Below are 23,311 nucleotides of genomic sequence, written 5' to 3' on the forward strand. Positions count from 1 at the left end.
TTATCTTAGTAAATTTTGCTGAGTAAGTGGTCTTTATCAAAACAAGAATCTAGTTTATTTTTAAAGTCATTCAAGGCTTCTGTAGATCTTTCTTGATAAGCTTTGTACCTTAATCTTTTATCTTTTATTCTTTTAGTTAGTTCTGGAACTAAACCAAATGAAGCAGGCATTGGTTGGAATTTATTCTTTTTCTGATTAGATAATATTTGATTTTTGTTACTAATAAAATTCATTAGAGAACCAATCATTGATTCATCAGGAAAACTTACTGGTTTTTTACCCTTAGCTAATAAGGATGCATTTATTCCTGCAAGCAAGCCTCCTGCAGCTGCTGCTGCATAACCTTCCGTCCCAGTTATTTGACCCGCTGCAAAAAGGTTTTCTCTTTTCATAAATTGCAATGTTGGTAAAAGTAATTTTGGAGATTCTAAAAAAGTATTTCTATGCATTACTCCAAAACGTACAAACTCGGCCTTTTCTAAACCAGGAATCATCCTAAATATTCTTTTTTGCTCAGACCATTTGAGGTTAGTTTGAAAACCTACCATATTTAGTAATTTCCCTTCTAAATCTTCTTTCCTTAATTGGACAACTGCATGAGGTCGCTTTTTTAACCTATTTTCCCTATCAAATAAATCTCCCCATTTTGGATTCCACAAACCAATAGATTTCAATGGCCCATATCTCATTGTATCAACTCCTCTTCTAGCAATTTCTTCAATTGGTAAGCAAGCCTCAAAGAAATTAGCTGATTCTTTCTCAAAGTCTTTTAAATTAGCTTGTTCTCCTTCTATAAGTTCATTCCTGAAATGGATGTATTTATTTTCATCCATAGGGCAATTTAGATATGCAGGATCTCCTTTGTCGTATCTACTAGCTTTAAATACAATCTCTTGATCAATAGAATCTCCATAAATTATGGGGCTAGCCGCGTCAAAAAAATGACAATCATCGATACCAGTAAAATCTTGGATTTTATAGGATAAATCATCGGCAGTTAATGGCCCAGTTGCAAGGATAGTTATATTTTCTTCACTTGGGATATCTAGTTGTTCAAATCTCTTAATTTCGACTAAAGGATGATTTGATAATTGTTCAGTCAAAGCGTAACTAAATTTAGATCTATCAACCGCCAAAGCACCTCCGGCTGGAACAGCAAATTTATCAGCTGTTTGAACAATCAAAGATTTAAAAAACCTAAGTTCTTTTTGCAATAAACCTGCAGCTCTATCAGGACTTAAAGCTCCAAAACTATTACTACAAACCAATTCTCCAAATTCACTCGTATGATGAGCTGGAGTTGATTTAATAGGTCTCATTTCAACTAACTTAACTGGTACACCAGAATTTGCTAATTGCCAAGCAGCTTCAGATCCTGCAAGACCAGCTCCAATAACTAATACTTCTTTATCTAACAAATTAGATTAATCCTTGCCCAAAAAGTCCCTATTGAATTGCTCTCTTGCTGGTTTTTGTATATTGAATATAACCCAAGCTAAAGCAGCGATAATGGGTGCAAAAACTACGATTGTTCTTAGCATTTTTGAAATCATATTATTAACTAGATTATTTTAACTTTTAACTGTAAATTTAGAGAGAAATTTTAATTTTTTATTTCATAAGTTAAGAATTGTTTTTCTATTGTTCAACTTGAGATAAAAAGTTGTTTTTTTTACCTTAAAAAGGGATAATTTCATATGTACTCGATTTTACAAAATGGGTCGCTAGCTCAGCGGTAGAGCATCCGGCTTTTAACCGGCTGGTCCTGAGTTCGAATCTCAGGCGACCCACATTTACTTATAATTGAGTCCAATATTTAGAATCTTTTTAATTAACTATAAACTTCAACCAATCTAACTTCATTAATAATTTCGTTTGCAGATATTTATTTATATTCTATTTCTATCATAACTATTTACGACATAAGAAATCTTTTATTACTTAAAAAGAAATAATGAAAATAATTATGCATAAAATAAAATCGATAATATAACTACTCAGAATTTAACTAAATCAAAATTTATATAGCTCTAAATTCTTCAGAAATCCCAAATATAAAATTTAAATCAAATCTATCCAAGCATTTAATTTATGAAACTTGAGAAAAATAACTAGTAATTAATTTAAATACAAGCTGTAATTGATTTAAAAATTTGCAAAAACACTCAAAAATGAACCAATTTTGTAGCATCATCTACATTTAGATTAAACAAGGCCGAGTCCAAGCGCGATTTTTCAAAAATACTTTACAAAGCTTCATAATATCTGTTACAATAGTTTACATAATTTACTTCTTATTATTATGACTCCCGAAGCAGAACGTTTTAATGGTTGGGCAGCAATGTTAGGTTTTGTTGCTGCTGTTGGTGCTTATGTAACAACTGGACAAATCATCCCTGGTTGGTTCTAAGCCATACAAGATTTTAAGTAATTACCGTGAGAGCTCCTGAACTACAGGTCTCTCACTCTTTTTTTTTCAATCAAATAAAGAATGTATAAATTGAATTTTATAAACTCAAGATTCATTGAATAAAAAAACCTATTAGGTAGTGGCTAGAAAAACCGTAAAATTAGTAAAAGATTTTCATTCTAGTGATAAGTTAAATTTTTAATAGTTTATTATGATTTGATTTACCAGACTAAAATTACTTAAATCAAGAAAAAAATTATTTTTATTAGAGAATTTAATATATTCTTCAAAAGTATTTATTTAGTTGATTTTTTTTCGATAGTATCTAAACATGAAGAACATAGTAAGTGTCCTTTCTTTTTCCAGAATGTTTTAGTTGACCTTTCTATATCTTTGCGACAAATTAAACATTTAAATATGGGTGTCACTAAACCTCCAAAGTTAGTTGTTAATTTAATAATAAATACTTTTATAGTTTCAAGCTTCAACTATTTCTAATTTCCAAAAAAAAAAAAAAAGACCTGCTATATGCAGGTCTTTTAATGTGTGTAAGATTTCTAAATTAAATTTAGATTTAGAAGCTGAATGATGTTTTAACCATAATTCCAGTTTCATCCAAATCTCCTGTTTCACCAGGATCAGCTTCCACAGTATAAATAAGTGGAGTGATTGTCATTCCATCATTTACTGCGTATGAATAATAAATTTCATACATCATCCTATCAGGTATTCCAGTAGCGGTTTCAACCATTCTTCCGGCAGTACCTGCAGCAGCACCTAATTCACCTGGTCCAACTTCACCGTTGATTCCCACGAAGTAAGCTTCTGTTTCGTCAACAGTTGCAGCTGCATTATCAAGATCACCGATTTCATAACCAGCACTGATGTTTAAACCGTTATCAAATGAATAATAACCATTAAATGCCATGTATGTATCGTTGTCGTTACCATCTTCGATGTTTGCGTAAGTGATAGAAGCACCGTAGCTATCGCTAATGTATGCAGCGTTTAACGCATAAGAATCGTCAGTTTCATCAGTAGCTATACCAGTTTCACTGAATTGAGCACCAAATGCTGTTGTGAATCCGTTATCGAAGTCATATGCAGCACCGATAGATAATCCACCACCTGTGATTCCAGCAGTTACGTTACCGCAATCATCAAGTGTGTTAGATGGTCCGCCATATACACAAGCTGTAGTAAATAGCATACTTCCATCTGTATTGTCACCAACGAAAGCAGTTGCGCCACCTAGAGGGAAAGTATATGAAATACCATCAACAGTTAGGATGTCGCTAGCAGTTATTTCATTAGCTGCGTCAGTAGTAGCAGGGCCATTAAGGTCGAATTCACCTAGTGAGCCGTTACCATTACCAGCGTCAAGAGAGATATCAAGTGAATCTTCCCCAGTGAAACTTGTGTTCAAGTCAATCTGGAAACCGTAAGTAGCCTGAAGATCTTCATCTCCATCAGTAATTGTAGTTGTTGTACCTCTTCCATCAACAGCACCGATCGCGAAATCTACTGAGAAGGAAGCAGTTGTTGTTTCTGAGAAGCCTCCGTCATAACTATCTGTATCAGCTAGTCCTTCTCCACCTGCTAGAAGCAGACTTTTATTTGGTTGATCACTATCAAAAGAGTTAGCTAATTCAATGTTTTCTACGTCAGAGTAGTTTGCAATTTCATTGAGGTTAATCTCAGTAGCATTTGCAGCAATAGGTGAAATTAATCCTAAAGCAGCTGGAGCTACCAACAAACGTTGGAAAAGCTTCATAAAGTGTCCTCACACAATTTTGTAATTTTAAGATAATTTAAATAATGATTAATGACAAGCCACGGTAGACAAAAAAAAAGTTGTCTAAATAAAAAAAGACCTGCTACATGCAGGTCTTTTAATGTGTGTAAGATTTCTAAATTAAATTTAGATTTAGAAGCTGAATGATGTTTTAACCATAATTCCAGTTTCATCCAAATCTCCTGTTTCACCAGGATCAGCTTCCACAGTATAAATAAGTGGAGTGATTGTCATTCCATCATTTACTGCGTATGAATAATAAATTTCATACATCATCCTATCAGGTATTCCAGTAGCGGTTTCAACCATTCTTCCGGCAGTACCTGCAGCAGCACCTAATTCACCTGGTCCAACTTCACCGTTGATTCCCACGAAGTAAGCTTCTGTTTCGTCAACAGTTGCAGCTGCATTATCAAGATCACCGATTTCATAACCAGCACTGATGTTTAAACCGTTATCAAATGAATAATAACCATTAAATGCCATGTATGTATCGTTGTCGTTACCATCTTCGATGTTTGCGTAAGTGATAGAAGCACCGTAGCTATCGCTAATGTATGCAGCGTTTAACGCATAAGAATCGTCAGTTTCATCAGTAGCTATACCAGTTTCACTGAATTGAGCACCAAATGCTGTTGTGAATCCGTTATCGAAGTCATATGCAGCACCGATAGATAATCCACCACCTGTGATTCCAGCAGTTACGTTACCGCAATCATCAAGTGTGTTAGATGGTCCGCCATATACACAAGCTGTAGTAAATAGCATACTTCCATCTGTATTGTCACCAACGAAAGCAGTTGCGCCACCTAGAGGGAAAGTATATGAAATACCATCAACAGTTAGGATGTCGCTAGCAGTTATTTCATTAGCTGCGTCAGTAGTAGCAGGGCCATTAAGGTCGAATTCACCTAGTGAGCCGTTACCATTACCAGCGTCAAGAGAGATATCAAGTGAATCTTCCCCAGTGAAACTTGTGTTCAAGTCAATCTGGAAACCGTAAGTAGCCTGAAGATCTTCATCTCCATCAGTAATTGTAGTTGTTGTACCTCTTCCATCAACAGCACCGATCGCGAAATCTACTGAGAAGGAAGCAGTTGTTGTTTCTGAGAAACTACCAGCTTCAAAGTTGTTTAGTCTTGCTTCTAAACCGTCTACACGGCTATTTGTAATAGCAAGTTGTTCTGCAGGTGTGAAGTCACTGATTGTAACTTCATTTGCTGTAGCTGCTACAGGAGCTAAAAGTCCTAATGTTGCAGGAGCTACAAGCAAGCTTTTAAAAAGCTTCATAAATTTCCTCACACGAAATTTAAAGTACACCTTAAGATAGTGTATTAACCCATACGAAATCAAGTAGCAACCGCTACATTTTTAAAAAATATGTGACAGTTTGTTGACCTATACAATATTTTTTTAATAGTCAAAAAATTTTAATTAATTTGAAATTTCTATCTGTAATTTTATATATATGTATTCTTAGTTTGTTATTTCTAGCTTTGAAGATGAAAAAACCTATTCTAACTTTTTAGAAATTTTGAAAATCACCTCTTTAGTTTTATATTTTTTTTGTTGTTACCGTTTAAGGCGTCTACATACCAACCGGAAGCTAATCTTGTATCTATTTCTTCGTAGCTTTCATTTTTTTTTAATTTGCTTAAAGATTTCTTTTTATAATCCATAATTTAAATTAATAATCAAAATATAGCATTAAGAAAAATGCAGAGCATTAAATAAACATACTATCAAAACATAAATATCTATATATTTAAGTATCAAAAATAAAATATGTATTTTCGAAATCTTTAGAAAAAAGAAAAAAATACTTTGATTTACCTCAACAAAAAAAATAATTAGTTATATTTTTTAAAAATAAACCTGAGGAGCACAAGGTAAAATGACTCAAATAAGTCTTATTGTCAATTCCATGCCACGAGATTTGACAGAATTTGCATTTTTTTTAGCAGTTGGATTTACAGCAGGATCAATGGGTTTAATCTGATTAAGTTTAAATCGGTTTGATAAATTATTAGTTAATAAAACTAGTAAGTAGACCAATTAAGGTATGAAATATGGAGATAGATGTAGAGTTATAGAACTCAAGGGAGATTTCCTAAGAAAAATTGATAATACAACTTCAAATATGGATTTACAAATAGAAAAAAGTTTAGTAAATGAAGGGGATCCTAACATCAGAATTTCTAAGCAAGCTTGGATAAAAGAAGCTTCTTTTTGTAAATTATTTTTTGATATCGGTCAAAAAGTAAACGAACTTTGTAAATGGAATTTTGATATTAAAGGTATAGAACCTATCCAATATGGAATATATAGTGACGGAGGAAAATATGATTGGCATGTAGACCAAGGCGCAAAAATGTTTCTTAAAGGAGGTTCGGTAAGAAAAATCAGCATGACTTTATTCATTAATAATCCTGATGAGTATGAAGGAGGCGAATTTGATCTGGAATTATTCCCCCCAGAGAAAGAACCTAGATATGAAACTTTTAAATTGAAAAAAGGTTCTGCAATCTTTTTTCAGTCTGATGTTTGGCATAGAGTTAGACCTGTTAGTTCGGGAGTAAGGAAATCATTAGTAGCTTGGTACTCTGGACCTCCTTTCAGATAAAGTTATTGAATTTAAAAAATTATATTTCTATTGAATGAGAAGAAAGTTTTTATGAAAAAGATTAACAAATAAAGAATATACATTTTAGAAGTCATATTCAATAACTATTTTTAGCAAGAGTGATTTTAAAGCACCATATTTATTCACGAAAATCAGTTTAAAAATTAGTGAGAGATTAGTGAGAGAAAGCATATTTATGCATAAATAATATTTTTTACAAAAAATTTTGCTATTTACTCTTTTATAGATGTCTGTTATGAACTAAGATCTTATGAGCGGGGCGTGGCGCAGCTTGGTAGCGCGGGTGCTTTGGGAGCACTAGGTCGCAGGTTTGAATCCTGTCGCCCCGACTCTTAAAAACCAAGTCATACTAGCGAGTCTCCCAACTCGCTTTTTTATTATTTGTTGTCTCACATTAAGAAAATGTAGCTAAAGGGGTAGCTAGGATACAGTTGTTGCGGTCGTCACTTACTTATCTAGTGCCTTTTATTGACAATTCCATCAATTAGGTTGTTCCCCAAAAATTTTAGAACACTTATTAATCAATAAGTGCGACCCATGAAAAGGCTGCTCCAATACCGATTAAAATTCCCGAAACCAAATTTTTATTCTTTAAAATTTTTCCAATATGCTCTGATAAGTATAGGACTATTAAGAGCAAAGATCCTTGCCCTATAAATATTCCTAAAAAGTAACTTAATAGAGGACTTTGCTCAGCACCAACAATTGCACCTCCTATCAAGTAACCATGCAAAGAGATCATGGGTAAAAGTAATGAGCTAGGTAAATAGCCCAAAATTATCAAACTTTCTAAAACTAAGCTTAAAGATACTAATGCTTCTGCGTAGGGAATCATAAATTCTGGCAATGACAAAATTTGCGCAATAGCACTTCCAATTAAACCAAAACCTAATAAAGGTAATATCCATTTTTTTGGGAATCTCAATCCAATAAGACTTATTGCCAAAATAAAAAGGAGATGGTCTGGACCTAATAAGGGATGACCAATACCACTGATAAATCCCTGCCAGGAAGTTAATGTGGAACTCTCACCCATACCAAATGGATGATGAGCAAATACTGGATTATAGATACTAATAAAAAACAAATATACAGGGAAGATTATTAAAGAGACTTTTAAGTTCTTATGAAAAAAATTTTTAGAATTCATTTTTCTATTTAAATTAATGATCTTTGCATGGTGAACATTCTTCACAATCTGTACATTCGCAAGGACAAACACAACCACAACCTGGACAAACTTCTTTCTCGTTTAAAATCAAAGTATCTGTTACTAAATGTTTTGTAAAAGTAATAACCATAATTTGGAAAATTTATTTCTAAATATAAACAATATATGACTAAAAATCATTGCTAGTAAATATTTTTATACATTTTATAAAATTAAATTAAAAAACGATTATCATTTTTATTTAATTAAGAAATATATTATTTAACAAAATTTTAAAATGATAATCATGTTCATGAATATTATTTAGCAAAACAATAACAAACCTTTTAAATAATATTTTGATAATGAAAATCATATTCATGATTATTATTTAAAAAGATAACTTCACTCAGCTTCTATTTCAATAATTCTTTTACCTTCCAAAGCATTAATTCTTTCTTCTTGGAATTCAATAGCGACTATCAATTATTTTTTGGGGTGATAACTACAAGAAGGCACTCGGGTGTAAAAGGGGTAGCTAGAGGGGTAGCTAAGTGACGATCTCATGCGAATTCATGCGATCGCAAGGCATAAATTTGAGACTCAGAAACGTTCCAACACAACAGAAAAGCCTAGTTATAATCTATATTCTTATATTTTTCTCAAAGTTACATACAAGTGCTTTGGGAGCACTAGGTCGCAGGTTCGAATCCTGTCGCCCCGATCAGTTATAGCAGTAAGTCTCAGCTAATACTATATTTCCCTCAAAAATACCTTCCCTCAAAATTCCCTCAAATGGGCTATTGGTATTACTAGCTTTGTAAAGTTTCCTCAAATCTTGCAGTTGTTTTCTCAATAATGAAATTTGTAAAAATTGAAGAAAAAGGAGAAAAATTAGACGCGCTTGTTTTTTTGAAGAATCAAATATTGAGGAAGGCGAAAAAGTTAGAAATAAAATAACTTCATATCTATATTCCAGATATTAAAAAAATTTTTCCTTTAACTTTACTTAACCATAGGTGAATATTATTTATTAAATAGAAATTGTGGGGATGTTTAAATACAAGGAATTCATTGCTCAAATCAAATATAAAGAAGTAATATCTTCACCTGTATATTTTATTCCTGTTTTGCTTCTATCCATAATGATTATTATTGAAGGTTTTCACATCTTTAATCACAAACAAAATTGCAAAACTAAAGCTGAGTGGATGGAACAATCAGGAATGACTTATGACAGGGAATCAGAAGTTAATTAATAAAATCTAAAATAAAATTTATTCACAGCAACGTTTTCTATTTGAGGAATAATCTGTCAAAGAAGTTATCCATTCCTTGATCAAAAAGAGAGATTCTTTATTTAGGCTGTAGTACACCCATCTACCTTCTTGTCTGTCTGAGATAAGACCAGCTTCCTTCAAAATTTTTATGTGATATGAAATTCTTGATTGAGATAACTTAGTTAATTTCATAATATCGCAAACACAAACTTCTCCCTCCATCATTAGGTCTATTATTTCTAGCCTAAAAGGATCAGAAAATGAAACCATCAACTCAGATATATCTTCTTTTTTTACTTTGCTAATATTTTTTAACAATTTTAAAGTAATTAAATTTCCCTAAATATAGCTTAAATAAAAAAGATTTCATTAATCAAAACAACTTGATACATCAAAATATTTTGATCTATAATTAATATAGAAAATTTCAACAGTGATGAAAATTGGAATTAATGGTTTTGGAAGAATTGGCAGATTAGTTTTCAGAGCATTATGGGATAGAGCTGATATAGAAATAACTCATATAAATGAGATAGCAGGAGATTCGAATGCTGCTGCGCATTTACTCGAATTCGATTCAGTCCATGGTAGATGGGTGAAAGATATAAAGGTAAAAGAAGAAGAAATAATAATTGATGGAAAGAAATTAACCTACACATCTTTTAAAAATTACCTTGATATTCCTTGGGAAAAATCTTCTGTAGATATTATTTTGGAATGTACAGGAAAGAATAAAAAGCCAGACAAACTAAATCCCTATTTTGATACTCTTGGGATGAAAAGAGTAATAGTAGCTTGTCCAGTCAAAGGAATTGTTGCAGAAGCTGAATCACTGAATATTGTTTACGGTATAAATCAAAGTCTTTATGACCCTACCAAACATAAATTAGTAACTGCAGCATCCTGCACTACAAATTGTTTAGCTCCGATAGTAAAGGTAATTAATGAAAATTTTTCTATTAAACACGGTGCTATTACAACTATTCACGATGTAACGAACACTCAAGTTCCTGTAGATTTTTATAAAAGTGATCTGAGGAGAGCAAGAGGATGTATGCAAAGTTTAATACCTACTACCACTGGATCTGCTAAAGCTATCGCTGAGATCTTTCCAGAATTAAAAGGAAAATTAAATGGACATGCAGTAAGAGTTCCTCTACTTAATGGTTCTTTAACAGATGCAGTTTTTGAATTAAATAAAGAAGTGACAACTGAACAAGTGAATATGGCACTAAAGGAAGCTTCAGAAACTTATTTAAAAGGAATTCTTGGCTACGAAGAAAGACCTTTAGTTTCTGCAGATTATGTAAATGACTCTAGAAGTTCAATAGTTGATAGTTTATCAACGATGGTTGTTAATTCAAATTTATTAAAGATATACGCTTGGTATGACAACGAGTGGGGTTACAGCTGCAGACTTGCAGATCTTACTGAATATGTAATCAAAAAAGAGATTTAATTTATGTCTTTATGAAGTTATCTAATATTCAACAATATAGTGTTGTAACAGCAAACTATTGGGCGTTCACGCTTACTGACGGCGCATTAAGATTATTAGTTGTTGGTCACTTTCATGAGCTAGGTTACACAACTCTACAAATTGCTTTACTTTTCCTTTTTTATGAGTTTTTTGGAATAATTACTAATCTTTATGGTGGCTGGATAGGAGCAAGATATGGATTAAGGCTTACTTTATGGATTGGGACTATCCTTCAAATCATTGCCCTTTTCATGCTTATTCCAGTTAAGGAGGATTGGCCGGTAATTTTTAGTGTCGCATACGTTATGGTTGCTCAAGCAGTTAGTGGAATAGCAAAAGATTTAAACAAAATGAGTGCTAAAAGTGCTGTTAAGACAGTTGTCCCAGAGACAAATGATGGCAATGATACTGGCCAAAAACAACTTTTTAAATGGGTTGCTATTTTAACTGGATCTAAAAATGCTCTTAAGGGAGTTGGTTTTTTCTTGGGTGGACTTTTATATAAGTTATTTGGATTCAATAATGCTGTAGGAATTATGGGTTTTGGACTCTGCTTAGCCTTTTTATTGACATTAATTTTACCTGGAGAAATTGGCAAGATGAAAACCAAACCAGCTTTTAATGATCTTTTTTCAAAATCAAATGCCATAAATATTCTTTCTGCAGCAAGATTCTTTCTTTTTGGAGCAAGAGATGTTTGGTTTGTTGTAGCTCTTCCAGTATTCCTAGATATGGCATTTGGTTGGGACTACATGGAAATAGGATTATTTCTTGGGGCCTGGGTAATAGGTTATGGAATTGTTCAGGCTTCTGCTCCAGCAATTAGAAAGATATGGGGCCAGAAAGAAAGTCCAGATCGTAAAGCTATCCAATTTTGGAGTGCCGTATTAATGGTAATACCATCTTTGATAGGAGTCGCATTATGGAGAGAAAGTTCTCCATCAATAGCAATAATTTTAGGACTTACTATTTTTGGATTTGTTTTTGCAATGAATTCCTCTACACATTCTTATATGATTTTGGCATACTCTGATAATGAAAAAGTCAGTTTAAATGTTGGCTTCTATTACATGGCAAATGCTGCTGGAAGACTAGTTGGAACATTACTATCTGGCTTACTATTTATGATTGGGAGAAATCCGAGTATTGGTCTTCAATATTGTCTTTATTTTTCATCACTTTTAATATTCTTATCTTGGATTTCGAGTCTTAAATTACCATCAATCAAACAAAGCTTATCAGCTCCATAAAGACTAATTTTTAGGAATTAGAATATTTTAATGGCAAAAATATCCTTAATTGAACTTGCAAAAACTTTCCTAAAAATTGGTATTTTAAGTTTTGGAGGACCCTATGCTCATATTTCCTTATTCGAAGATGAACTTATAAATAATAAAAAATTGATCTCAACCCAATCTTTTGAAAAAGGTATTGGTTTATGTCAATTGCTTCCAGGGCCAATATCCACTCAATTAGCAATATATCTAGGTCTTAAAATTAATGGTTATCTCGGTGGATTGATATCCGGTATATGTTTCATTATCCCAGGATTCGTTTCAGTATTAGTTCTTAGCTTTTTTTGGCAAATTTATTCTGGATCAAAATTTCTAAATGATTTAATTTATTTTAATCCTCCTATTATTGCAGGAATAATTTTTTCATTTTCATTAGTTCTTTTAAAAAAAAGATTAAGGTTAGATCGGGTATTATTCTCTAGCTCAATCTTATTTCTACTTATATTTGCAAAATATAATAGTATTCAATTTCCCCTCATAACAATTCTTACTATTGCAGGTTTGATAAATATTTTCTTACAGAAATGGAAAAATATTTTTTATAGCTTGGTTCCTTTATCTATATTTTCAACAACCTCATTCTTAACTAGCTCAATCTTTTTGGATATTGCCAAGTTTTATAATTTTTTAAAGCTCTCTACAAACTCAAAGTTTTTAATAGATTATCTTAATCTGTTTTTTTTCTTCTTTAAATCTGGACTTTTTATTTTTGGAGGGGGATTAGTAATCATTCCTCTAATGAGTGATTATGTTATCTCGCAAGGATGGTTAACAAATAATGAATTTATAGATGGGATAATGATTGGCCAGATAACACCTGGCCCTGTCTTATTAACTACAAGTTTTATTGGATACAAAGCTGGGTTTTCGGTCGGAGGAATACATGAAGCTATAAAGTATTCATTTATATCAACTTTTGCAATTTTTTTACCAAGTTTTTTAATGATTTTTGTTTTTGGAAAAGGCTTCATAAAAAACAGAATTAAATCGATTAATTACTTTATCGAAGGAGTAATCAATACAATTCCTGGAGCAGTTATTTTCTCTGGCTTTAATTTAATTGAAGATAGTTTTTCATCAAAATTCTTTTTAATTAGCTCTATTTTTATAGTTTTAATCTCCACACTATTATCTTTTTTTAAAATAGTTCCAACATACATACTTATTCTTTTTTCTTTAATATTAGGTTTATCAAAATATTTGTTTGCATAAAAAAAGGAGGAAATAAATTCCCCCTTTTAAATATTTGTCTTACGGTTTATTTACCGATTCTTTTTACAGCAGCTCTTGATTTCTCAAGAATATCGCCTTTCAAAGGAACAAATCCAAGTGATGGAGCTTTATCTTGATACTCATCACTTAATAATGTATTAAAGGCTTGTTTGATAGCTTTAGTGTTTCTACCATTACCTTCTTCATAGGCAAGTATCCATGTCAATGAAGCTATAGGATATGCTCCTTTTGCTGTTGGATTAGGATTTTTACCAGCGAGATTTTCATCTAAAGTAATACCATTGAGAGCTTTAGCTCCTGCCTCAACTGTAGGCTTTACATATTCTCCAGAAAGGTTCTGAAGTGCAGCAGCTTTCACATTACCTTTAATATATGACTGATTTACATAACCAATTGCGCCTGGAGTGTTTTGAATTACACCTGCAACACCAGAATTACCTTTTGCTCCAACGCCTGCTGGCCACTTAACAGACTTACCAGTGCCTAATGTCCAGGTTTTTGAAAAAGCTTCCATAGAGTTAGTAAAAGCTTTGGTTGTGCCTGATCCGTCAGAACGATGTGCCCAAGTTAATTTACCAGGTTTACAGCCTAATTCTTTCCAGTTTTTAACCATACCCATAGCAACTTGTACTGCTTTCTCTTGGGAAAGTTTCAAATCACAATCATAGTTATAACCAAAAGCAATAGTTCCTCCAACCATAGGAATCTGTACTAATCCTCTTGTTACCTTTGCTATATCTTTATCCTTCATAGGATCATCAGAAGCACCAAAGTTTACTGTCTGATCAATAAAAGCTTTTCTTCCAGAGCCTGAACCAACAGCTTGATAGTTTACTCTTGGTCCACCTGAAGAGGCTAAATCTTTGAACCAACGAGTGTAAATTTTGGCAGGGAATGATGCCCCAGCACCACTTAATCTTGTTCTAGCAGAAACACTTATGCCAGGAACACTTGTACCAGCAGCAATGGCTACTGCAGAAGTGAAAACCAAAGCTTTCTTAGCAATGTTCATGGATGTCATGATTAAATTAAAGACTCCATATATATAGCACTGAATTCAAACACAAATACTCCTAAATTAAAAGTTTATTTTTTAATTAATTAGTTCTTAACCTCACCTTAAACTAAATATTAGATTGGCTTACTTTCATTTGGTTTTAAAAAAATTTGATTATAAATTCATATAAATTTTGAACTTTTATTAATAAAAATTTTAAAATTTGCAGACAATTTTTCTTTTAGTTTAAGAGATGTTTAAGGTCTCTTTAAATTTCCTTTTTGACTTTATTTCTTACCCGTTTCTTAACCTAAATTCGTTCATATGTAGATGGATTATTATCCATTTCTACGTGTTTGAGGAACATGAAACTTTTTCAAAAATTAATTGCTGCTCCTGCAATCATTTCACTTGTTTCAGGATTTGCAGTAAATGCTGCTGAGATCAATACATCTGATCTTAGTGATTATTCTAGTACTAACAATTTAGTATCTTTAGACAACTTTAAATCAGAAACTTTAGTCCCTGGAGATTGGGCTTACGATTCATTAAAGGATCTTACAAATAGTTCAAAATTCAATGGAAACTCAGTTACTCGTTTAGAAGCTGCCGCTGAATTAAACAACTTAATTGCAGGCAGTGAAGGCTTAATGAACGGAGCTGCGATTGATAGACTTAGTGATGAGCTTGGTTCTGAGTTGGCAATTATGAAAGGAAGAGTGGATGGCCTCGAATCTCGTGTAAATACAATCGAAGCTGGAAGTTTTTCTGAGACATCTACTATTTCATTCAAAGCTCGGATGGCAATCGGTGCTGTTGATGGTAAAGGTGTAACAGCCACAGTTACTGATGGTGACGAAGCTGTTAATTTCCAATACACTTTTGATTCTGCAATAAAAACTAGTTTTACTGGTGATGATTCATTAACAGTAAAAATTGATTCTGGTAATGGAACAAGTGGTAATCCAGTCGATGAATTCGACCTTAACAATACAGACGACTTTCTTAAAGTCGACGGTGTTGCATACAAATTTCCTTTGGGAGATAACTTGACTGCTCTCGTTTCTGACGGGTATGACGGTAGTAAAATATTCACAACAGCATGTGCTTATGGTGGTCCATCCAACACTCTTGATGATTGTGGTAATGTAAACGCAAATATCGATAATGCTGGTGCTTCTGCAATGGCTGAATATGATTTCGGTAATGGCTTTACTGCTGCTGTAGGTTATGCAGGTAATGAAGAAGGTCTTATGACTACAGCTAAAAATGACGCTTACGGTGCTAACTTAGCTTATATTGCTGATAACTACGGCGTTTCTTTAACTTACGGAATGCAAGAGGATGGTGCTAGTAACGAAACATATACAGCATTAAACGGTTTCTATTCATTTGATAACGGTTTAAACATCAGTGCTGGTTATGAAGTCGGAGATCTCGATGTTGCTGACGCAAATGTGGACGAAACATTAGCGTACTTCGTCGGAATTAACGGTGATGTAGGTCCAGGTGAACTTGGTGCTGCTGTAGGTACTAATGGATCTATGACTGAATCTGCTGGTTCTATAACTGAAGAGATGATGTATGAAGTATATTATGACTACCCATTAAATGATGGTATGACTATTACTCCTCTTGTTTTCGTCAAGGAGTCATCAACAGCTGGCACTCCAGATCAAACTGGTGTAATGGTTAAAACAACATTTAAATTCTAAATTAAAGTTTAATTTAGAAATCTTACACACATTAAAAAGACCTGCTAAATACAGGTCTTTTTTTTTACCTTTAAGAATTTAAATTTTTATTATATATCGGTATTAATACACGGAAAGATGGTTTCAACAATCGCTCCACCATCTTTATGATTAAAAGCCTTTATAAACCCTTTATTGTTATTGATTATTTTTTTTGTTATTGAAAGACCTAAACCACTACCACTTTTCTTAAATTTAGTCCTTGATGGATCCCCACGATAAAAACGAGAAAAAATATCATTATATTCATTTTCTTCTAATCCAATACCTTTATCCCTCACTCTTATAACAACAGAGCTGTCTCTCTTAAAAATTTCAATTTGTATTTCCTCATTTGTTGGGGAGTAACGTATAGAGTTATCCAAAATATTTATAAATGCTCTCTTTAAATTTTCAATATCACCAGAAATATAATATTTTGTTGGTATAAATAAATTTATTTTTATATTTTTTTTATCTGCAAGCGGTTTTAAGGTTTGCCAAGATTCCATTACCAAATCTGAAATAGATATTTTTTTATTTTTATTAAAAGATTCGCTACTTTCTAACTTGGAAAGCTCTAAAGTCTCTTCGGCCATTTTTCGCAATCTTTTTGACTCTTTCTTAAGCCTTTTAACAAGATACCTATCCTTTTTTGATACTACTGCTTCCAGTCTTTCCCCAATTAAAATAAGAGATGTAAGAGGGGTTTTCAATTCATGAGATACATCATTAATTAATTGATTTTGTCGTTTTTTTATGGATTCAATTGATAATTTACTTTCCAACAATATTAAATAATTCTTTTTACTTCCTCTAACAATATTTGCCCAAATAGGTTCTCCTGCGATGGTGAAATCAATGCTGACTGGAAAATCTTTTTTTCTTGAGTAAAGAATTTTATTTCTCAGTAATTCAAGCTCATTAATATCATTAATTGCTTTTCCAATGACATCTTTATATTTAATAAACCTAATAAGAGATAAAGCCTTTTTATTAATAAATTTTATTGTTAGGTCTGATGATAAGATTATCCATCCTTGTGATGAATAATCCAACCAAGACAACATTTCTTGAGGTCTAATTTTGTCAAATGGGAAATCAATAGTTCTTTTATACTTATTTTTATCAACTTCAAATTTTTTTTCTTTTGATTGAGAAAAATGCTTGACTTTTATTTTCCACTTCTGATGTAAAAACAATAATACTTCTTGTAGAGTTTTCATTTTCATCCAAACTTATATCCAAAACCTCTTACAGTTTTAAGAAACTTTGGAGCTGAGGGATCTTCTTCTAGTTTCTCTCTGAGCCACCTAACATGAACATCTACAGTTTTAGTATCACCAATAAAGTCAATTTCCCAAATTTTTTCCAGAATTAAATCTCTTGACCATACCCTTTTTGGATTTTTCATAAATAACTCTAATAATTTAAATTCTTTTGGAGATAATGTTATTTCTTTATCAAAAGAAGTTACCCTACATTCTTCCAGAAACATTTTTATGTGATTAAACTCGATTACAGTGTGTGATTTTTCTATATTTTTTTTATTACGTTTAGATCTTCTTATTAAGGCTCTAGATCTAGCAATTAATTCATTTAAACCAAAAGGTTTTGTTAAATAATCATCTGCACCAACCTCTAATCCAAGAACCCTGTCTGATTCATTATCTTTAGCACTCAAAATTAGTATGGGTGTATAGTCTTCATCATTTCTTATTTTTCTACATAACTCTAATCCATTTAGTCCTGGCAACATTAAATCTAGAATTATTAGGTCAACATCTTTTTTAATATCATTATTAATAAAATCTAAGGCACTTAAACCGTCTTTGAAACTTGATACTCTAAAACCTTCGCTGCTCAAGGTTTCACTGACTGTAAGCCTAATACTCTTATCATCCTCTACAAGAAGAATTCTTGAGTCTTGCAAACTTTTATGATCTTTAATAGCCATTGAAAGTTCCAACAATTTTATTTTATATAATCAAAATTATTTGATCTAATTATTTCATAATTAATTTACATTGAATTATTATTTTTTTCATTTAATCTTATTTTCTTTTTAATTTTCCCTTAAACCCTTTTATCTATATTTAGATTGTCTCTTTAATCTTCCTCACACAAAATATTAAAGAGACAAATTTATTGAATTTAATAATAGATATTAAAACTAATATCCCATCGAAGCGTAATAATAATCGTCATCTTCATCTATATTTGTCACTACCCATTCTGGCGGAAAGTCACCAATTTTTACATATTGATAAAGCTTATCAACATCTGGATCGTAATAAGTATCGTTGATTTTTGGATCTTTGACTACTTTGCTTGGATGCATAATAAAAAATATTTCTACTCTTTTTTTATAGATTATTTAGTTTAAAGCAGCTTTAAATATCATTTAAATATTTTCATTTGATCTAGTTAACCTAAGACTAATTTAACTTGTAGTTAGTCTTGATTGTTTTAATTACCGATTTTTTCGGATCTTTATTTGGATAACAATTAACAATTCTATATTTCCCACCTTTTCTATCTGTCTCAACGAGAGTAAATTGAACAAATTTTTCTTTTTCAGCACTTGAAAAATCTTTGACTTCTATTTTGATGATTTCTTCATTTTCACTTTCAATTATTCTGGATTTACCTCCACAAAGACGAACAGCAGTTTCTTTAGTTACATAAAACAATTTTTTTTCATCAGTAATGGATGATTTATCTTTCTTAATGGAAATTTCATCTTTTGTAATGGATAAATCATCTTGGGTAATGGATAATTCATCTTTTGTACTGCAAGAAGTAATAATAAGGATAAATAAAACTAATAGCTTTTTCATGATTTTTTAAATGATAAATTCACTAATAATTTCTTCTAATTGACTTTTATTTAGTTTAATAAGATAGTTTTGGATTTCCTTTCTAAATAATCTATCTTCAACTCTTTTAGTTTGAAGAATCGAAAGAGTGATGAAGTTAACAAGTTGTTTTTTATCCATACATATTTTCTAAATCCCTATTGTTAAATCATATTTAAATTTTGATTAAGCTAAGAAATAACAACAAATATCTATTTTAGAAATTTAAGCCATTTAAAAAAAATTTATTTTTTACTTAATAACTTCTTAATCCAATTATTTTAAATTAAAATCGTCTTCTATATTTTTATGCCTTGAATATTGAAGACAATCATATAAAAAAAATAATAAATGATTATAAAAAATTCACCTTCTCCCAAAAACTCAAATCAAGCCCAAGAAATAGGGCATATCAAATATTCTTATAAAGAAAGTTTTAAAAGAGAAAATAAATCTTTTTTGGATGATTCGGAATTTATTGAAAATTACAATAACGCCCTTAAATCACCACAATCAAGAAGATTGTATAAAGATACATAAAATGAAGTCTATCCAGACACAATCATGGTCCAAGAAATTTTACCTCTAGATAAAATTTTTATTTAAAATTTTATTAAAAACTACTTTTAAATATTTTTTAAATATATCTTAAATCCGACCTTCTTTTTTTAATGTTAGCTTACTTCAACGTTCATCCAATTTATTTGGACGCATGAAATGAGAATAGGGAACGGGATTCTCATTCACTGTATAAGATCATGAATGAGCTCTCTCAAATAAGAGAAAAAATTACAAGAGCCAAGAGGCTTTATGAAGCCCAAATCTTGGCAACTAAAAATGGAGAAGTTACTCCATATAGAAGATCAGTCTTTGAAGAAAGAATTAGGGAAGCACAAAAAGAAATGAGATCGCAAGACACCAAAAAATAAATTCTTTTGTAAAAATCTATTCTGTATCAGCTACATTCTTGAAGAAATCGCAGTAAGCCATTAATTCTGATTCGGTTTCAATTTTTAGATTTAAATCATTAATTACTTTCTTGGTATCAATTCTGTAGCCATACCAATCTAAACAAACTTCTCTCTGCCTTTGGGTTTCAGAAACCTTTTGAGTACCTATTTTGTTTGAGTTACTAGTACAACTCGCAAGAAAAATAGTTGAGAGAGCTAGTAGTGGGAATAGTAGTCTTTTCATTTGTTAATCACAACAACTTTCCGTTGTTGTTGAAGAAGTCCAAGATGATTCTTCCATTGTTGAAAGGTCAACTCTATGCGTTGCCATCCAGTCACCATTAGCTTCCACAAACTTTTGAACATTTCCTTCTGGAGCTTGATGAATGACAATAACTTTTTGAGGATCTTCCTTACTTACTCCTCTAAAAAGTGGCTTAATGAGAAATTCAGAATGTCTTTTTTCAGCTTCCGCACTGTCAAATATCGCGGCCCATTCATCGAAAGTGCTTTCAATTTTAAAAGTAAAAACTGAGGTTATGGAACAAGACATAATAAAGATATTGTTTGTTTAATTAAAATAAGTCTGTTTAATTAAGGTTTAGTTAATTATCTTTAAATGGAATTAAAACAGATGTTTTTTCAAATTTAAGCCAACCTTTTTTCTAATATTTTTAACATTCTTAAATAAACATTCCTATTGAAAAGAGTAAGTGTCAATGCTATCAATTTAATAAAACTTACAAAAATATGGAGCTAAATACTTTCTTACTTATCTTATTAGTCATTGCAAATTTTACAAATTTATATCTGACTCATTTCAAAAAAAAGAAAAAGTAATAGCTTTTACAATTTAAACAAACATTTTAATTCGCTTAACCTTTTATTAATTTTAAGTTAAAAAAAAGATAAACAAATCAGTATTCAATGGATTTAAATGATTAAATCTTAGTGAATAATAAGCTCTCCTTAAAAAATATTAATGTCAAATATGGAGAGAGCCTAGCTTTAAAATCTATAAACTTAGATATTTACAAAGGTGAATTTGTAGTCCTTCTTGGATCTTCTGGGGCAGGTAAATCAACTTTACTAAGAACAATAAATCAATTGAATCCATTAACTTCAGGAGAGTTAGATTTTTTTGATTTAGGAAAAATAAGAAATAAAAAAGATCTTCAGAATTTAAGAAAAAAAACTGGGATGATATTTCAACAACATCAGTTGATTGAGAGAAATACTGTTTTCCAAAATGTTTTAACTGGTCGACTTGGATTTCATTCACTACTTAGAAGCATTTTACCTCTTCCAAAATTTGATCAAGAACTTGCTCTCGATTGTATAGATAGAGTTAACCTCTTAGACAAAGCGCTTGTAAAAGTAAAAGAATTAAGCGGAGGACAACAACAAAGAGTTGGAATTGCTAGAGCTTTAGCTCAAAATCCTTCGTTGATTTTAGCAGATGAACCAATAGCTAGTCTTGACCCAAAAACTTCCCATCAAGTTTTATCGATGCTTAAAGATATTTGTAAGAAAGATAATATATCCGCATTAACTAGTCTTCACCAAGTTGATTTTGCTAAAGAATATGGAGATAGAATTATTGGCTTAAGTCATGGGAAAATAGTTTTTAATGGTAAATCAGATCAACTTTCAGACGAGATTTTAAAAAATATTTATTCATCTTCAACAATAACAGAAGAAACAAATTTTACCTCAAATGAAGTGGTAATGGTTTAAAACCACTTCATTAAAAAAACTTAAACAAAAAAATGAAACTTAAATCTCTTTTAAGCGTTTTTACTATTTCTATTGTGGCGCTTACTTCGGCATGCTCTACGAAAAATGCTGGACCAAGTGCTGATCCTGATAAGTTAATTGTTGCATTAATTCCTGATGAAAATGCTGCAACCGTTATCCAAGATAATCAAGGTCTAAAAGATTACTTAACTGAAGCCTTTGATAAGGAAATAGAGTTAGTTGTTACTACTGATTATTCTTCAATGATTGAAGCAGCTAGAAATGATAGGTTGGATTTAGCTTACTTTGGACCTTTATCTTATGTTTTAGCTAAAGCAGTAAGTGATATTGAACCTTTTGCAGCAAGGATTAAAGGAGGAACTAAGACTTATAATTCCTGCATAATTGGAAACACTAAAAAAGGTGTTACTAGTTTTGATGATATCAAAGGCACTACTTTTGCTCTTGGAGATCCAGCTTCAACCTCTAGTAGATTATTCCCTGAGTTAACTCTTGCTGAAAATGGACTTACTAAAGGCAAGGATTTTCAAGGAGTTTTTCTAGGATCACATGATGCTGTTGCCTTAGCAGTTCAAAATGGAAATGCTCAAGCAGGAGGAATGGCATGTCCGATTCTTAAATCCCTAAAGAAGAAAGGAGTTATTGACCCTTCTAAAGTAACAACTATTGCTCAATCTTCTCCTATTCCTCAATATCCATGGACAATGCGTTCAACTTTATCTCCTGAATTAAAAGAAAAAATAAGATTTACTTTCTTAGATCTAGATAGTGACAAAGTCCTGAAACCTTTTAACGCTGATGGTTTCGCATCTATAACTGATAGTGATTATGACGGTATTAGAAAAGCAGGCAAACTTCTAGGTCTTGATCTTTCTAAGTTTGTTAAGTAAAAAATCACTTTAAATATACAAATAAAAAAATTATTAAATGGATAAATTCAAAAGAATTTTAGAGGTTGAAAGGAGGACTTGGAAAAAACAATTTTTCAGGGTTCTCATAATTTTGATATTTGTATTTTCTTCTTTAGCAGTTGTAGGTCTTTTCGATTTTGAAAGGATAAGTACAGGCATTCCGGCAGTTTTAAAATTACTGCCGGAAATGTTTCCTCCTGATTTCTCAAGAGCTGGAACTTGGTTTAAACCTTTAATAGACTCTTTGGCAATGAGTATCGCAGGAACTTCGATTTCTGTTTTTTTATCTTTACTTCTATGTTTTTTTGCTGCAAGAAATACAACTATAAATCCAATTGTTTACAACTTAGCAACACTAATTTTAAACGTCACAAGAGCTGTTCCTGAATTAATTTTAGGTATTATTCTAGTTGCAATGATTGGCTTTGGTGCTCTACCTGGGACATTGGCATTAGGTCTTCATTCTGTTGGAATGTTAGGTAAATTTTATGCTGAAGCTATTGAGCTTTGTGACAAGGAACCTATAGAAGCAGCTAGAGCTTCTGGCGCAAGTGATCTACAAGTTATTGTGCATAGCATTCTTCCTCAAGTTTTTCCTGCTATGGCTGATGTTACTTTTTATAGATGGGAATACAACTTTAGAGCTTCAATGGTTGTGGGCGCTGTAGGGGCTGGTGGTATAGGTTTAGAGATCATAAGTGCTTTGAGGATAATGGATTATGCTCAAGTATCAGCTTTATTAATAGTAGTTTTAGTCGTAGTAACTGTATTAGATAGCATGAGTAACTATCTCAGGAAATCAGTATCTGAATAATTC

General features: G+C 31.7%; 28 protein-coding genes and 2 tRNA genes. 14 read left to right on the top strand and 16 right to left on the bottom strand.

Annotated features, from left to right (window positions below):
• Window positions 1-5: 5 nt before the first annotated feature.
• Complete coding sequence (gene trmFO, locus SIB45_RS08755) at window positions 6-1,418, bottom strand: methylenetetrahydrofolate--tRNA-(uracil(54)-C(5))-methyltransferase (FADH(2)-oxidizing) TrmFO (protein WP_011863173.1); 1,413 nt, start codon at window positions 1,416-1,418, stop codon at window positions 6-8.
• A 6-nt stretch (window positions 1,419-1,424) separates the two neighbouring features.
• Entirely contained in the window at window positions 1,425-1,541 is a 117-nt protein-coding gene (locus SIB45_RS08760) for a photosystem II protein Y (RefSeq protein ID WP_011818654.1), read from the bottom strand.
• A gap of 177 nt (window positions 1,542-1,718) precedes the next feature.
• Here SIB45_RS08760 and SIB45_RS08765 point away from each other — a divergent pair.
• Window positions 1,719-1,790: transfer RNA gene (locus SIB45_RS08765), tRNA-Lys, on the top strand.
• A gap of 512 nt (window positions 1,791-2,302) precedes the next feature.
• Entirely contained in the window at window positions 2,303-2,410 is a 108-nt protein-coding gene (locus SIB45_RS08770; RefSeq protein WP_011132751.1) for a high light inducible protein, read from the top strand.
• A gap of 574 nt (window positions 2,411-2,984) precedes the next feature.
• Here the strand turns inward: SIB45_RS08770 and SIB45_RS08775 are convergent.
• The 3 genes from SIB45_RS08775 to SIB45_RS08785 all read right to left on the bottom strand — a co-directional run bounded on the left by SIB45_RS08775 (window position 2,985) and on the right by SIB45_RS08785 (window position 5,884).
• Window positions 2,985-4,184: a hypothetical protein gene (locus tag SIB45_RS08775; protein ID WP_011863175.1), complete on the bottom strand. Its 1,200-nt coding sequence runs from the start codon at window positions 4,182-4,184 to the stop codon at window positions 2,985-2,987.
• A gap of 153 nt (window positions 4,185-4,337) precedes the next feature.
• Window positions 4,338-5,495: a carbohydrate porin gene (locus SIB45_RS08780; protein ID WP_011863176.1), complete on the bottom strand. Its 1,158-nt coding sequence runs from the start codon at window positions 5,493-5,495 to the stop codon at window positions 4,338-4,340.
• A gap of 251 nt (window positions 5,496-5,746) precedes the next feature.
• Window positions 5,747-5,884 carry a hypothetical protein gene (locus tag SIB45_RS08785; RefSeq protein WP_413682125.1) on the bottom strand — a complete coding sequence of 46 codons (138 nt, stop codon included), beginning with the start codon at window positions 5,882-5,884 and terminating at the stop codon, window positions 5,747-5,749.
• A 383-nt stretch (window positions 5,885-6,267) separates the two neighbouring features.
• On the opposite strand from SIB45_RS08785, the gene SIB45_RS08790 reads away from it, so the two are divergent.
• Complete coding sequence (locus tag SIB45_RS08790) at window positions 6,268-6,828, top strand: 2OG-Fe(II) oxygenase (RefSeq protein WP_011863179.1); 561 nt, start codon at window positions 6,268-6,270, stop codon at window positions 6,826-6,828.
• A gap of 276 nt (window positions 6,829-7,104) precedes the next feature.
• Window positions 7,105-7,178 (top strand) — tRNA-Pro (locus SIB45_RS08795).
• Window positions 7,179-7,366: 188 nt separating this feature from the next.
• Here SIB45_RS08795 and SIB45_RS08800 read toward each other — a convergent pair.
• Window positions 7,367-8,071, bottom strand: a complete 705-nt coding sequence (locus SIB45_RS08800) for a HupE/UreJ family protein (RefSeq protein ID WP_011863180.1) — start codon at window positions 8,069-8,071, stop codon at window positions 7,367-7,369.
• The gene (locus SIB45_RS08805) at window positions 8,013-8,150 is read right to left on the bottom strand and encodes a hypothetical protein (RefSeq protein ID WP_011863181.1); all 138 of its coding nucleotides are present in this window, start codon (window positions 8,148-8,150) and stop codon (window positions 8,013-8,015) included. Before SIB45_RS08805 ends, SIB45_RS08800 begins: the two co-directional genes overlap by 59 nt.
• Window positions 8,151-9,051: 901 nt before the next feature.
• Between SIB45_RS08805 and SIB45_RS08810 the strand changes: the two genes are divergently transcribed.
• A complete protein-coding gene (locus SIB45_RS08810; protein WP_144038817.1) occupies window positions 9,052-9,258 on the top strand; it encodes a hypothetical protein in 207 nt (68 codons plus the stop codon).
• 18 nt (window positions 9,259-9,276) lie between these two features.
• Here SIB45_RS08810 and SIB45_RS08815 read toward each other — a convergent pair whose 3' ends face one another.
• The gene (locus SIB45_RS08815; protein ID WP_011863184.1) at window positions 9,277-9,549 is read right to left on the bottom strand and encodes an ArsR/SmtB family transcription factor; all 273 of its coding nucleotides are present in this window, start codon (window positions 9,547-9,549) and stop codon (window positions 9,277-9,279) included.
• Window positions 9,550-9,715: 166 nt separating this feature from the next.
• On the opposite strand from SIB45_RS08815, the gene SIB45_RS08820 reads away from it, so the two are divergent.
• The 3 genes from SIB45_RS08820 to chrA are packed head-to-tail and all read left to right on the top strand — an operon-like array spanning window position 9,716 to window position 13,266.
• The gene (locus SIB45_RS08820) at window positions 9,716-10,738 is read left to right on the top strand and encodes an ArsJ-associated glyceraldehyde-3-phosphate dehydrogenase (RefSeq protein ID WP_011863185.1); all 1,023 of its coding nucleotides are present in this window, start codon (window positions 9,716-9,718) and stop codon (window positions 10,736-10,738) included.
• Window positions 10,739-10,749: 11 nt separating this feature from the next.
• The gene (arsJ, locus tag SIB45_RS08825; protein ID WP_011863186.1) at window positions 10,750-12,009 is read left to right on the top strand and encodes an organoarsenical effux MFS transporter ArsJ; all 1,260 of its coding nucleotides are present in this window, start codon (window positions 10,750-10,752) and stop codon (window positions 12,007-12,009) included.
• Between the two features lie 30 nt (window positions 12,010-12,039).
• Window positions 12,040-13,266 carry a chromate efflux transporter gene (gene chrA, locus SIB45_RS08830; protein WP_011863187.1) on the top strand — a complete coding sequence of 409 codons (1,227 nt, stop codon included), beginning with the start codon at window positions 12,040-12,042 and terminating at the stop codon, window positions 13,264-13,266.
• A gap of 46 nt (window positions 13,267-13,312) precedes the next feature.
• On the opposite strand, the gene pstS is transcribed toward chrA, so the two are convergent.
• On the bottom strand, window positions 13,313-14,299 hold the full coding sequence (gene pstS, locus SIB45_RS08835) for a phosphate ABC transporter substrate-binding protein PstS (RefSeq protein ID WP_041484704.1): 987 nt from the start codon (window positions 14,297-14,299) through the stop codon (window positions 13,313-13,315).
• 350 nt (window positions 14,300-14,649) lie between these two features.
• On the opposite strand from pstS, the gene SIB45_RS08840 reads away from it, so the two are divergent.
• Window positions 14,650-15,999 (top strand): carbohydrate porin, encoded by a 1,350-nt coding sequence (locus SIB45_RS08840; RefSeq protein ID WP_011863189.1) that lies wholly within the window; start codon window positions 14,650-14,652, stop codon window positions 15,997-15,999.
• 89 nt (window positions 16,000-16,088) lie between these two features.
• On the opposite strand, the gene SIB45_RS08845 is transcribed toward SIB45_RS08840, so the two are convergent.
• From SIB45_RS08845 to SIB45_RS08865, 5 genes are all read right to left on the bottom strand, one after another.
• Window positions 16,089-17,243 carry a sensor histidine kinase gene (locus tag SIB45_RS08845; RefSeq protein ID WP_225866347.1) on the bottom strand — a complete coding sequence of 385 codons (1,155 nt, stop codon included), beginning with the start codon at window positions 17,241-17,243 and terminating at the stop codon, window positions 16,089-16,091.
• Window positions 17,244-17,245: 2 nt separating this feature from the next.
• Window positions 17,246-17,974, bottom strand: a complete 729-nt coding sequence (locus SIB45_RS08850) for a response regulator transcription factor (RefSeq protein WP_011863192.1) — start codon at window positions 17,972-17,974, stop codon at window positions 17,246-17,248.
• 216 nt (window positions 17,975-18,190) lie between these two features.
• Window positions 18,191-18,358 (bottom strand): hypothetical protein, encoded by a 168-nt coding sequence (locus SIB45_RS08855; RefSeq protein WP_011863193.1) that lies wholly within the window; start codon window positions 18,356-18,358, stop codon window positions 18,191-18,193.
• Between the two features lie 97 nt (window positions 18,359-18,455).
• Window positions 18,456-18,857 (bottom strand): hypothetical protein, encoded by a 402-nt coding sequence (locus SIB45_RS08860; protein ID WP_011863194.1) that lies wholly within the window; start codon window positions 18,855-18,857, stop codon window positions 18,456-18,458.
• A 6-nt stretch (window positions 18,858-18,863) separates the two neighbouring features.
• Window positions 18,864-19,016 (bottom strand): hypothetical protein, encoded by a 153-nt coding sequence (locus SIB45_RS08865; protein WP_187146047.1) that lies wholly within the window; start codon window positions 19,014-19,016, stop codon window positions 18,864-18,866.
• Window positions 19,017-19,226: 210 nt separating this feature from the next.
• Between SIB45_RS08865 and SIB45_RS08870 the strand changes: the two genes are divergently transcribed.
• Both SIB45_RS08870 and SIB45_RS08875 read left to right on the top strand, forming a co-directional pair.
• Complete coding sequence (locus tag SIB45_RS08870) at window positions 19,227-19,415, top strand: hypothetical protein (RefSeq protein ID WP_011863195.1); 189 nt, start codon at window positions 19,227-19,229, stop codon at window positions 19,413-19,415.
• Between the two features lie 218 nt (window positions 19,416-19,633).
• Entirely contained in the window at window positions 19,634-19,804 is a 171-nt protein-coding gene (locus tag SIB45_RS08875) for a hypothetical protein (protein WP_011863196.1), read from the top strand.
• Between the two features lie 16 nt (window positions 19,805-19,820).
• On the opposite strand, the gene SIB45_RS08880 is transcribed toward SIB45_RS08875, so the two are convergent.
• Both SIB45_RS08880 and SIB45_RS08885 read right to left on the bottom strand, forming a co-directional pair.
• Complete coding sequence (locus SIB45_RS08880) at window positions 19,821-20,069, bottom strand: hypothetical protein (RefSeq protein ID WP_011863197.1); 249 nt, start codon at window positions 20,067-20,069, stop codon at window positions 19,821-19,823.
• A 3-nt stretch (window positions 20,070-20,072) separates the two neighbouring features.
• Complete coding sequence (locus SIB45_RS08885; protein WP_011863198.1) at window positions 20,073-20,378, bottom strand: DUF3764 family protein; 306 nt, start codon at window positions 20,376-20,378, stop codon at window positions 20,073-20,075.
• A gap of 398 nt (window positions 20,379-20,776) precedes the next feature.
• Here SIB45_RS08885 and phnC point away from each other — a divergent pair, with 398 nt between their 5' ends.
• Genes phnC through phnE form a run of 3 tightly spaced genes read left to right on the top strand, consistent with a single transcriptional unit; the run spans window position 20,777 to window position 23,308 of the window.
• Entirely contained in the window at window positions 20,777-21,562 is a 786-nt protein-coding gene (gene phnC, locus SIB45_RS08890; RefSeq protein ID WP_011863199.1) for a phosphonate ABC transporter ATP-binding protein, read from the top strand.
• Between the two features lie 32 nt (window positions 21,563-21,594).
• Entirely contained in the window at window positions 21,595-22,473 is an 879-nt protein-coding gene (phnD, locus tag SIB45_RS08895; RefSeq protein WP_011863200.1) for a phosphate/phosphite/phosphonate ABC transporter substrate-binding protein, read from the top strand.
• A 37-nt stretch (window positions 22,474-22,510) separates the two neighbouring features.
• Window positions 22,511-23,308: a phosphonate ABC transporter, permease protein PhnE gene (phnE, locus tag SIB45_RS08900; RefSeq protein WP_011863201.1), complete on the top strand. Its 798-nt coding sequence runs from the start codon at window positions 22,511-22,513 to the stop codon at window positions 23,306-23,308.
• Window positions 23,309-23,311: the final 3 nt, after the last annotated feature.

This window comes from Prochlorococcus sp. MIT 1304, assembly GCF_047305015.1.
Classification (GTDB): Bacteria; Cyanobacteriota; Cyanobacteriia; order PCC-6307; family Cyanobiaceae; genus Prochlorococcus_A; species Prochlorococcus_A marinus_E.

What these genes read in the sequence shown, in the direction of transcription:
- SIB45_RS08760 (WP_011818654.1), bottom strand. Translation starts at nt 1,541, where the DNA reads ATGCTAAGAACAATCGTAGTTTTTGCACCCATTATCGCTGCTTTAGCT.
- SIB45_RS08770 (WP_011132751.1), top strand. Translation starts at nt 2,303, where the DNA reads ATGACTCCCGAAGCAGAACGTTTTAATGGTTGGGCAGCAATGTTAGGT.
- SIB45_RS08775 (WP_011863175.1), bottom strand. Translation starts at nt 4,184, where the DNA reads ATGAAGCTTTTCCAACGTTTGTTGGTAGCTCCAGCTGCTTTAGGATTA.
- SIB45_RS08780 (WP_011863176.1), bottom strand. Translation starts at nt 5,495, where the DNA reads ATGAAGCTTTTTAAAAGCTTGCTTGTAGCTCCTGCAACATTAGGACTT.
- SIB45_RS08785 (WP_413682125.1), bottom strand. Translation starts at nt 5,884, where the DNA reads ATGGATTATAAAAAGAAATCTTTAAGCAAATTAAAAAAAAATGAAAGC.
- SIB45_RS08790 (WP_011863179.1), top strand. Translation starts at nt 6,268, where the DNA reads ATGAAATATGGAGATAGATGTAGAGTTATAGAACTCAAGGGAGATTTC.
- SIB45_RS08805 (WP_011863181.1), bottom strand. Translation starts at nt 8,150, where the DNA reads ATGGTTATTACTTTTACAAAACATTTAGTAACAGATACTTTGATTTTA.
- SIB45_RS08810 (WP_144038817.1), top strand. Translation starts at nt 9,052, where the DNA reads ATGTTTAAATACAAGGAATTCATTGCTCAAATCAAATATAAAGAAGTA.
- SIB45_RS08815 (WP_011863184.1), bottom strand. Translation starts at nt 9,549, where the DNA reads ATGGTTTCATTTTCTGATCCTTTTAGGCTAGAAATAATAGACCTAATG.
- SIB45_RS08820 (WP_011863185.1), top strand. Translation starts at nt 9,716, where the DNA reads ATGAAAATTGGAATTAATGGTTTTGGAAGAATTGGCAGATTAGTTTTC.
- arsJ (WP_011863186.1), top strand. Translation starts at nt 10,750, where the DNA reads ATGAAGTTATCTAATATTCAACAATATAGTGTTGTAACAGCAAACTAT.
- chrA (WP_011863187.1), top strand. Translation starts at nt 12,040, where the DNA reads ATGGCAAAAATATCCTTAATTGAACTTGCAAAAACTTTCCTAAAAATT.
- pstS (WP_041484704.1), bottom strand. Translation starts at nt 14,299, where the DNA reads ATGAACATTGCTAAGAAAGCTTTGGTTTTCACTTCTGCAGTAGCCATT.
- SIB45_RS08840 (WP_011863189.1), top strand. Translation starts at nt 14,650, where the DNA reads ATGAAACTTTTTCAAAAATTAATTGCTGCTCCTGCAATCATTTCACTT.
- SIB45_RS08845 (WP_225866347.1), bottom strand. Translation starts at nt 17,243, where the DNA reads ATGAAAACTCTACAAGAAGTATTATTGTTTTTACATCAGAAGTGGAAA.
- SIB45_RS08850 (WP_011863192.1), bottom strand. Translation starts at nt 17,974, where the DNA reads ATGGCTATTAAAGATCATAAAAGTTTGCAAGACTCAAGAATTCTTCTT.
- SIB45_RS08855 (WP_011863193.1), bottom strand. Translation starts at nt 18,358, where the DNA reads ATGCATCCAAGCAAAGTAGTCAAAGATCCAAAAATCAACGATACTTAT.
- SIB45_RS08860 (WP_011863194.1), bottom strand. Translation starts at nt 18,857, where the DNA reads ATGAAAAAGCTATTAGTTTTATTTATCCTTATTATTACTTCTTGCAGT.
- SIB45_RS08865 (WP_187146047.1), bottom strand. Translation starts at nt 19,016, where the DNA reads ATGGATAAAAAACAACTTGTTAACTTCATCACTCTTTCGATTCTTCAA.
- SIB45_RS08870 (WP_011863195.1), top strand. Translation starts at nt 19,227, where the DNA reads ATGATTATAAAAAATTCACCTTCTCCCAAAAACTCAAATCAAGCCCAA.
- SIB45_RS08875 (WP_011863196.1), top strand. Translation starts at nt 19,634, where the DNA reads ATGAATGAGCTCTCTCAAATAAGAGAAAAAATTACAAGAGCCAAGAGG.
- SIB45_RS08880 (WP_011863197.1), bottom strand. Translation starts at nt 20,069, where the DNA reads ATGAAAAGACTACTATTCCCACTACTAGCTCTCTCAACTATTTTTCTT.
- SIB45_RS08885 (WP_011863198.1), bottom strand. Translation starts at nt 20,378, where the DNA reads ATGTCTTGTTCCATAACCTCAGTTTTTACTTTTAAAATTGAAAGCACT.
- phnD (WP_011863200.1), top strand. Translation starts at nt 21,595, where the DNA reads ATGAAACTTAAATCTCTTTTAAGCGTTTTTACTATTTCTATTGTGGCG.
- phnE (WP_011863201.1), top strand. Translation starts at nt 22,511, where the DNA reads ATGGATAAATTCAAAAGAATTTTAGAGGTTGAAAGGAGGACTTGGAAA.